This window comes from Pseudomonas sp. GXM4 (assembly GCF_008923895.1).
GTDB classification, from domain to species: Bacteria; Pseudomonadota; Gammaproteobacteria; order Pseudomonadales; family Pseudomonadaceae; genus Aquipseudomonas; species Aquipseudomonas atacamensis.
The window spans coordinates 1-9266 of record NZ_WBRZ01000212.1 but is presented as its reverse complement, the minus strand read 5'-3'; the positions used below and the strand labels follow the sequence as shown (position 1 = coordinate 9266).

Annotated in this window: 9 protein-coding genes; 2 read left to right on the top strand and 7 right to left on the bottom strand. The window is 62.0% G+C overall.

Features of this window, described 5'->3' with window-relative positions; genetic code table 11:
- Positions 1-131 precede the first annotated feature (131 nt).
- Complete coding sequence (locus F8N49_RS21175; RefSeq protein ID WP_051600799.1) at positions 132-761, top strand: glutathione S-transferase; 630 nt, start codon at positions 132-134, stop codon at positions 759-761.
- A 199-nt stretch (positions 762-960) separates the two neighbouring features.
- Here F8N49_RS21175 and creD read toward each other — a convergent pair whose 3' ends face one another.
- The 4 genes from creD to F8N49_RS21155 all read right to left on the bottom strand — a co-directional run bounded on the left by creD (position 961) and on the right by F8N49_RS21155 (position 5135).
- The gene (creD, locus tag F8N49_RS21170; protein WP_151552419.1) at positions 961-2328 is read right to left on the bottom strand and encodes a cell envelope integrity protein CreD; all 1368 of its coding nucleotides are present in this window, start codon (positions 2326-2328) and stop codon (positions 961-963) included.
- Between the two features lie 132 nt (positions 2329-2460).
- On the bottom strand, positions 2461-3879 hold the full coding sequence (creC, locus tag F8N49_RS21165; protein WP_151552417.1) for a two-component system sensor histidine kinase CreC: 1419 nt from the start codon (positions 3877-3879) through the stop codon (positions 2461-2463).
- Positions 3879-4559, bottom strand: coding sequence for a two-component system response regulator CreB (creB, locus tag F8N49_RS21160; protein ID WP_024014583.1), 681 nt, complete (start codon positions 4557-4559; stop codon positions 3879-3881). Before creB ends, creC begins: the two co-directional genes overlap by 1 nt.
- Positions 4560-4628: 69 nt before the next feature.
- Positions 4629-5135, bottom strand: a complete 507-nt coding sequence (locus tag F8N49_RS21155; protein ID WP_016772839.1) for an ATP-dependent zinc protease — start codon at positions 5133-5135, stop codon at positions 4629-4631.
- 258 nt (positions 5136-5393) lie between these two features.
- Here F8N49_RS21155 and F8N49_RS21150 point away from each other — a divergent pair, with 258 nt between their 5' ends.
- Complete coding sequence (locus F8N49_RS21150) at positions 5394-6281, top strand: acyltransferase (protein ID WP_071173847.1); 888 nt, start codon at positions 5394-5396, stop codon at positions 6279-6281.
- Between the two features lies 1 nt (position 6282).
- Here the strand turns inward: F8N49_RS21150 and F8N49_RS21145 are convergent, their stop codons facing one another.
- The 3 genes from F8N49_RS21145 to purU all read right to left on the bottom strand — a co-directional run bounded on the left by F8N49_RS21145 (position 6283) and on the right by purU (position 9207).
- Positions 6283-6840, bottom strand: a complete 558-nt coding sequence (locus tag F8N49_RS21145) for a DUF2780 domain-containing protein (RefSeq protein WP_041476745.1) — start codon at positions 6838-6840, stop codon at positions 6283-6285.
- A 184-nt stretch (positions 6841-7024) separates the two neighbouring features.
- Positions 7025-8224, bottom strand: coding sequence for a formaldehyde dehydrogenase, glutathione-independent (gene fdhA / locus F8N49_RS21140; RefSeq protein ID WP_016772834.1), 1200 nt, complete (start codon positions 8222-8224; stop codon positions 7025-7027).
- 125 nt (positions 8225-8349) lie between these two features.
- Positions 8350-9207, bottom strand: a complete 858-nt coding sequence (purU, locus tag F8N49_RS21135; RefSeq protein WP_016772833.1) for a formyltetrahydrofolate deformylase — start codon at positions 9205-9207, stop codon at positions 8350-8352.
- Positions 9208-9266: the final 59 nt, after the last annotated feature.

Below are 9266 nucleotides of genomic sequence, written 5' to 3'. Positions count from 1 at the left end.
AAGCGCCCTCACATTCAACATCAAAGTCGACTGTCCCGACGCCTTCGCGAGCAGGCTCGCTCCCACATGGGTTCTGCGCCGGACGCGAGCAGGCTATGCTGCCCGATCATTGTCCTGATCGAGACCTTGCCATGTCCGCCCCCAGCATGACCCTGTACCACAACACCCTGTCGCCCTTCGTCCGCAAGGTCATGGTGCTGCTGCACGAAACCGGTCAGCAGGATCGTGTCGCGCTGCAGGACTGTGTGCTCAGCCCGGTCAGCCCGAACCCGGAGCTGATCGCCGACAACCCGTTGAGCAAAATCCCCGCCCTGCGCCTGGCCGATGGCAATGTCATCCATGACAGCCGCGTCATCCTCGAGTACCTCGACCAGCAGCACGTCGGCAATCCGCTGATCCCCCGTGAAGGTGCGGCGCGCTGGCGGCGCCTGACCCTGGCGTCGATGGCCGACGGGATCATGGATGCCTCGGTGATGGTGCGTTATGAAACCGTGCTGCGCCCGGTGGAAAAACACTGGGACGAATGGCTCGACGCCCAGCGCGACAAGATCCGCCGCGCCCTCGCCGTGCTGGAGAGCGAAGCGATTGCCGAGCTGACCAGCCACTTCGATGTCGCGGCGATCAGCGTGGCCTGCGCGCTGGGCTATCTGGATCTGCGCTTCCCGGACATGGACTGGCGTGCAGCCAATCCGCAACTGGCCAACTGGTATTTCGAGGTGAGTCAGCGACCGTCCATGGTGGCGACGATGCCCAAGCCCTGATTCTGCGGCGCCTGATCTGCCCCCATCGCTGGCAAGCCAGCTCCCACATTGAATCGGGACAGACCGCTGACCTGTGTGTCGGCATATATCCTGTGGGAGCTGGCTTGCCAGCGATGGCACCACCTCGGTTCTGGCGGCAGCACTGCAACAATCAACGTCAGCAGAACCGCCACTTCCCTGCGCTCAGCCCTCAACCCGCTCATTGCATCGCCTCCACATCAAACTCCAGCGGCCTGGCCGGCTTCAAACCAATCCCGTACCAGTCCAGTTTGCGGGTCAGCACCATGAACACCCCGAGCAGACCGAACAGCATCAGCGAGCCCATCAACAGCGCGTAATCCTCGGCGCTGAGCAAGCCGTACAGCAGGCAATACAGCGCCGCCAGCCCGGCCGAGAAGCTCAAGCCATGCCGCGCGCTGCGCAGGACGTGGCTGACATAGAAGCCGATCAGCAACACGCAGCCACTCGCCGACAACAGATACGCCAGCGCAAAACCGATGTGTTCCGACAGCGACAACAGCAGCAGGTAAAAGAACGCCAGCGCAACACCGACCAGGGCATATTGCACCGGGTGCACCGCCAGGCTCTTGAGCACTTCGAAGAGGAAGAAACCGGCGAAGGTGAGGACGATGAACAGCAGCGCGTATTTGATCGCCCGGTCGCTCTTCAGGTACTGATCCACCGGGTCGATGAAGCTGACGCCGAAGCTGCGGCCGTTGAGTGCATCACAGTCGCCAGCAACGCAGCGCTCCATCGCCTCTTGCAGGTTGGTGGAGAAAAACGAGGTTTGCCAGTCGGCGCTGAAACCCTGATCGTTGATCTCGCGCTTGGCCGGCAGGAAGTTGCCGACGAAGCTGGGGTGCGGCCAATTGGCGGCGAGGTTGACGCTGCTGGTCTTGCCCACCGGCACCACACGCAGCGAGCCGGTGCCTTGCAGGCGCAGGTCGAAACCGAAGGTCAATTGCGTGGCTTTGCTGGCGTCGAGCGCCGGCAGGGTCACGTGTACGCCCTCGCCGATCCAGGCCACTTCGCTGCCAGGCACGAAGTCCAGTTGCTGGCCGCCGAGCTCGAGTTTCAGCGCGTTTTCGATGCCGCGAATATCGCTGATACCGACGGCAAGGAACGGCGCGTCGAATTGGTAATCGGCAAAATTCTCCTTGATGCCCAACTGCGCCGGCAGGGAAAAATGCCCATCGATGCGGTTGTCGGCATGGAACAGCCGCGCCTCGTAAATGCCGCGTTTGCGCAGTTCGGTCTGCACCTGGCCGTCGAGCTCGAAACGCTCCGGCAGAAAGTACAGACGCCCGCGCGCCTCGCCGATCTCCTCGTAGCGCTTGTTGGTTTTGTCGTTGGTCTTCCAGGTGCGCACTATCTTGCGATACGGCACTACCATCACCGGCCCGGTCAGTTGCTGGCTGTAACTGGAGCTGCGCGCGATGTCTTCGAGCACGCCGTCGCGCAGTTGCTGACGCTCATCGATGATGCCGTCGATCATCAGCAAGGGGATCAGCAACAGCAGGATCAACAAGGCAATCGCGCCGAGTTTGATGGTCAGATTCTTGTTCATGGGACTCTCCCTGTTTGGATGGGAGGAGTCTGCTGATGCGGTGTGGTGGGAGTGTGGGGGGAATATGGAGATTGTGTGGAGAATGCATTCCCCTGTGGGAGCGAGCCTGCTTGCGAAGGCCGCGACTCGGTTTCAAGGCAGGTGCAATACCACCTCAACCCCGCCCTCGACATTACCAATGCGCATCACCCCGCCATGCAACTTGACCACTTCTTCAACGAAGTTCAGCCCCAGCCCGGTGCTCTTGCGTCCGCTGTCCGGGCGCGGCAACGAGTAGAAGCGTTCGGTCAGGCGTGGCAAGGCGTAATCGGGAATCGGCATGGTCTGGTTGAACAGGCGGAACTCGACCTGCTCGCCAACCCGCTCGGCGCTCAAGCGCAACAGCCCCGACGTCGGGGTGAAATCCAGCGCGTTCTCGAGCAGATTGCCCAACGCCTGGCGCAGCAGAAACGGCTCGCCAATCAACAGCAGATCCTCGCCGATCGCTTGCTCGACGCGCAGTTGTTTGCCCTCGATCCGCGCGGCCTGCGCCTTGAGCAGTTCTGCGACCAACAGCGCCAGCGGCACTGCCACCCGTTCTTCCAGCCCTTGGCGTTGTTCGACTTGCGCCAGGTTGAGCAGGCGCTCGATCAACTGCTGCATCCGCGCACTCTCGCTGTCGATGTTGCTGACAAAGCGCAAACGCTGGACGGCCGGCATATCACTTTGCAGCAGCTCCGCTGCGCCCCGGATCGCCGCCAGCGGACTTTTCAATTCATGGGTCAGGGTGTGCACGTAGCGCTCGACGTAGGCCTTGCCTTCGAGCTGCGTGCGCATCTGCTCGACCGCCGTCGCCAGTTGCTCCAGTTCGCCGCCGCGATAGTGCGGCACTTCCACGCGCCGGCCTTCGCTCACCGCTTGGGCATAACCGGTCAAACGGTGCAGCGCGCGGCTCAGCCACCATGAGAGCAAAGCACCGAAGAGCAGGCCGAGGCCGATCAGTCCGGCGCCGTAAAACAGCAAACGCCGCTCGGTGCGATCGACGTAGGGCTGCAGCGAACTGTTGGGCTTGGCCACGGTGACCACGCCGATGATCTTGCCGTTGTCGCGGATCGGTGCACCGACGTGCATCACTGAAGAGCTCGGATCATCAGGATCACTGCGGCTGGAGCGCGCGCCGTACTCGCCGCGCAGGGTCAGGTAAACATCGTTCCAGCGCGAATAATCCTGGCCGACCGCGACGCCGCTGGAGTCGAGCACGACGATGCCCTTGGCGTCGGTGACGTAGATGCGGTGGTTGACCTGGTTCTTCGGCAAGCCCCAGATGGTCGCTTGCGGCTGCCGTTCGCCATAGGCACGGAGCAGTTGCGGCCAGCGGTTCTCGCTGAGGGTGCCGGCCTTGAAATCGTCGCGCAGGATTTCAGCCATCAGGTTGGCGGTGTCGACCAGCGTCTCTTCGGTGGACTGACGCACGCCGGGGCGGATTTCCTCCATCACCGTGTAGAGGACGAAATAACCGGTCAGGCCGACAAACAGCACGTACACCAGAAAGATCCGCAGCCCCAGCGACATCAGCTGTGCCCCGGGCTGTAGCTGTAACCGAGGCCGCGATGGGTCTGGATCGGCTCGGCCTCGGCGCGCACCAGGCGCAACTTGGCGCGCAGGCTTTTGATGTGACTGTCGATGCTGCGCTCGTAACCGGCATCAGCGGCAACGCCCAGCGCATCGAGCAATTGCTCGCGGCTGAACACCCGCTCAGGTTGTTCGAGCAGGCATTGCAACAAGCGGAATTCATGGCGGGTCAGGCTCAGCGGCTGGCCGCGATAGCTGATCTGCACGCGTTCAGCATCGATGCGAAACAGCGTTGAGCCTGCTTCCAGGGTTGCACGCGGTGCCATGCGCTTGAGGATGGCTTTGACCCGCGCCGCCACTTCACGCGGGCTGAACGGCTTGACCACGTAATCGTCGGCACCGATCTCCAGACCCACCACGCGGTCGATCTCGGCGTCGCGGGCGCTGAGAAACAGCACCGGCACTTCCGTGAAGCGTCGCAACTGCTTGCAGGTTTCGAAGCCACTGATGTCCGGCAAACCGATATCGAGAATGATCAGGTCGGCCGGGGTTTGTCGCTGATGCTCCAGCGCCGCCGCGCCGAGGTTCAGCCACGTGGTGCTGAACCCCTCGCCCTGCAAGGCAAAAATCAATGTGTCGGCAATCGCCGCTTCGTCTTCGACAATCAGGATGTGCGGCATGGCGTCCGAGCCCGTGGCAGTTAGTGCGCGAACGGTGCCCCAAGCCCGGGGTTACGTCAATCAGACCACTTAGCAGTCAGGCTTGTCGGCGGTGTAACGCCGTGCCGGGTTGACCGCCGCGCCGAACTCGCGCAAGGCCTTGGCGCCGATCAGCAGCGGATAGTTGAAGTGGCTGCGGTCGGTCAGGTTGACCTCGACGGTGCGCTTGACGTTGCCCAGGCACAGCTCCAGATCGACCACCGGGCGCTTGGCGACATCGCTGCTGTCGCGCTCTTCATCGTCCTCGTCGGAACGGCTTTTGATCTTGCTGATCCGCGCGACCTTGTGCTCGAAAACCTTGTTGCTGGCGTCTTTGGTGGCGAGGCGGAAACGCACCCAGTCTTCGCCATCACGGGTGAAGGTCTCGATGTCCTTGGCCGACAGCGAGGCGGTCAGCGCGCCGGTGTCCATCTTGGCCTTGAGCACTTCGCCACCGATTTCCGGCAGCGCGATGTATTCGTAGCGACCGTACAGCGTCGGCTCGGCGGCCATGACCGGCAGCGCGACGAGAGCAAACAGAGCAAGGAGGGATTTCACGTAAGGGGCTTCCTTGGGAGGTTAGGCAACGGCATTTTAGACCGTCGCGCGGTTGATCGTTCCCACGCTCTGCGTGGGAATGCATCCAGTGACGCTCTGCGTCACAGGGGACGCGGAGCGTCCCGGGCGGCGTTACCACGCAGAGCGGGGGAACGATCAGGTTAACGGGACTGAAGTGAAACATTCGTCAGCACCGATTTGGCCTGTCGCGTGAAGCTGCTTATCATGGCTCGCCCCTGCCACTTCATAGAGTTGCTTATGCGCCGCCTGCTCACCGGCTGTTTCGTCACCCTGCTGCTGTTGCTCAACACCCTGATCCTGATCGGGCCGTTGATGGTGTTTGCCCTGCTCAAGCTGGTCGCACCCGGGCGCTGGCGGGATTACGCGTCGGGGGCGGTGATGTGGATCGCCGAGACCTGGGCCGAAATCGACAAGCTGATCTTCCAGCTGTGCATCCCGACGCAGTGGGACATTCGCGGCGGCGACGATCTGCGCCGCGACACGTCCTATCTGGTGGTCAGCAACCATCAATCGTGGGTCGACATTCCGGCACTGATCCAGACCCTCAACCGGCGCACGCCGTTCTTCAAGTTCTTTCTGAAGAAAGAGCTGATCTGGGTGCCGTTCCTCGGCTTGGCGTGGTGGGCGCTGGATTACCCGTTCATGAAGCGCTACACCAAAGCCTTTCTGGCAAAGAACCCCGAGCTGGCGGGCAAGGATCTGGAAATCACCAAAGCGGCGTGCGAGCTGTTCAAGCGCCAGCCGGTGACGGTGGTGAATTATCTGGAAGGCACGCGCTACACCCTGGCGAAAAGCACCCAGCAGGAATCACCGTTCAACCACTTGCTCAAACCCAAGGCCGGCGGCGTGGCGTTCGTGCTGGCGGCGATGGGTGAACAACTCGATGCGATGCTCGATGTGACGGTGGTGTATCCACAGGAAAAAATCCCGGGCTTCTGGGACCTGATCAGCGGCAACGTGCCGCGAGTGATCATCGACATCAGGACCCGCGAACTCGACCCGGCGCTGTGGCAGGGCGATTACGAGAAAGATCCGGCGTTTCGCCAGCGCGTCCAGAACTGGGTCAACCAGCTCTGGACCGAGAAGGATCAGCGCATCGTCGAGCTGCGCAACGAGCGCCGCTGACTCAGGTGCCCGTGCCGACACCCCAGATGCTGCCCAGGCTGCTCAACAGCGAACCGCCGACGCCCTGCTGACCGAGGTATTGCAGGAGCACCGGGGCAAACTGGCCGATCATGCCGCTGTCCATGCCCAACGCGCTGAACGCGTTGTTCAGGTCGTTGCTGTCTTTGACATTGCCCAGCGCATTCTCAAGGCCAGCGGACTTGCCGGACGAACCGAGCAACGCGCCCAGCGCCGCCAGATTGCCGCTGCCACCGGACAACTTGTCGATACCCGGCACTTCCTTGGCCAGTTGCGAATAGTCGGTGCTGCTCAACTGATTCTTCGCCAGCCCGAGCATCGCACTGGTACCGCCAACGGCCTGCTCCGGCGTGACGTCCAGCGCACTCAGAGCACTCAACAAACCAGCGGTCTCCGAGGTCGGCGCCGCAGCAGCCGCCTTGTCGCCACCCTGCATCCCCGCTACCGCACCGGCCACGTCGTTCAAACTGAAACCGGCAAACACCGGCCCGGCGGCCAGAGTCAGGAGCGATGCCAGGGCAAAACCGCGTGAAATCTTCATTCAGACATCCTCTTGAGGAAAGCTGCCACCGGACAACGGCGACGAAACTGCCGGTTTGACCGGGGATCCGGTGGCATGTTCCGGGTTGCAGATCCATTCTCAGCCACGGTCCGTCGAGAAAATGTGAAAATGCGGCAATAAAAACGGCGACCCTGAGGTCGCCGTTTTGCGTTGCGCTAAAACCTTACGCCGCACTGAACAACTTATGCGGATCAATCACAAACTTCTTCGGCACACCCGCATCGAACTCGCCGTAACCTTCCGGCGCCTGATCGAGGCTGATCACTTGCACGCCGACCACTTCGGCGATGTTGATGCGGTCCCACATGATTGCCTGCATCAACTGGCGGTTGTACTTCATCACTGGAGTCTGCCCAGTGTGGAAGCTGTGGGATTTGGCCCAGCCCAGGCCGAAGCGGATGCTCAGGCTGCCCATTTTCGCCGCGGCGTCGACGGCGCCCGGATCTTCGGTGACGTACAGGCCCGGGATACCGATCTTGCCGGCAACGCGCACCACGCCCATCAGTGAGTTGAGCACCGTGGCCGGGGCTTCGGCCTTGACGCCGTCGTGGCCGTGGCCGCGGGCTTCGAAACCGACGCAGTCCACCGCACAGTCGACTTCCGGCTCGCCCAGCAGCGCGGCGATCTGTTCGTGCAGCGGGGTGTCCTTGGACAGGTCGACGACCTCAAAGCCCTGTGCCTTGGCGTGGGCCAGGCGGATGGTGTTGACGTCGCCGACGATCACCACCGCAGCACCGAGCAAGCGTGCGGAAGCGGCAGCGGCGAGGCCGACCGGACCGGCGCCAGCGATGTACACGGAGCTGCCCGGGCCAACGCCGGCAGTGACGGCGCCGTGGTAACCGGTCGGGAGGATGTCGGAGAGGCAGGTCAGGTCGCGGATTTTCTCCATGGCCTTGTCGCGATCCGGCAGTTTCAGCAGGTTGAAGTCGGCGTACGGCACCAGCACGTATTCGGCCTGGCCACCGGTCCAGTCGCCCATGTCGACGTAACCGTATGCGCCGCCGGCACGGGCCGGGTTGACGGTCAGGCAGACGCCGGTGTGTTGCTCCTTGCAGGAACGGCAGCGCCCGCAAGCCACGTTGAACGGAACAGAGACCAGATCGCCGATCTTCAGGTTTTCGACGTCGGAGCCCTTTTCGATCACCTCGCCGGTGATTTCGTGACCCAGCACCAGACCGGTCTGCGCCGTGGTCCGGCCGCGCACCATGTGCTGGTCGGAGCCGCAAATGTTGGTGGAAACCACTTTGAGAATGACCCCGTGCTCAATCTTGCGACCACGCGGGTCCTGCATTTTCGGATAGTCGATTTTCTGTACTTCGACCTTGCCAGCGCCGAGATACACCACACCACGATTGCCAGACATGCCATCACCTCTATATTTGTTGTTGGGTAGAGAGTTGATTGAGCTTCAAGCGGCAAGCTACAAGCCGCAAGAAGTGTGCTGACCGCTTTTTCTTGCGGCTTGGAGCTTGGAGCTTGGAGCTTGCGCTAAAGAACGACAGTTCTGTTGGCGTTCAGGAACACCCTTCTTTCGATGTGATACCCGACCGCCCGCGCCAAGGTCAGGCCTTCGATATCCCGGCCCTTGGCAATCAGGTCCTCGGGGTAATGACTGTGATCCACCGCCTCGACGCCCTGGGCGATGATCGGCCCTTCATCGAGGTCGTTGTTGATGTAATGCGCCGTCGCGCCCACCAGTTTCACGCCTTTGTTGTAAGCCTGGTGATACGGTTTGGCGCCCTTGAAGCCCGGCAACAGCGAGTGATGAATGTTGATCGCCTTGCCATCGAGCTTGCGGCACAGCTCCGGCGATAGCACCTGCATGTAGCGGGCGAGGATCACCAGTTCGGCACCGGCCTCTTCGATCACCTGCCAGACCTGACGCTCCTGCGCCGGTTTGTCGTTGGGGTCGAGAGGGAAATGGTAGTAGGGAATCTGGTGCCAGTCGGCCAACGGCTTGAGATCCGGATGGTTGGACACCACCGCCGCCACGTCCATCGACAACTGGCCGATGCGCTGGCGATAGAGCAAGTCATTGAGGCAGTGATCGGCCTTGGAGACCATGATCACCACTTTCGGCCGGTAGTTCGGCGCGGTCAGCTCGAAGAGCATGCCGAACGCTTCTCCGCGCTCGGCCAAACCTGCGCGGAAAGATTGTTCGTCGAAACCATCAGGCTGACGGAATTCCACGCGAATGAAGAAGCGCCCCGAGAGGCGGTCATCGAACGAGTGGTGCTCGGTGACATAGCAGCCCTGCTCGAACAGAAAACGCGTGACCGCGTCCACGGTGCCGAGGACGCTGGGGCAGTCGGCGGTCAGAATCCATGTGTCTGGGGCGCGGCTCATATTTTTTCCTCTGATCGTTCCTACGCTCTGCGTGGGAATGCCGCCATGGACGCTCTGCG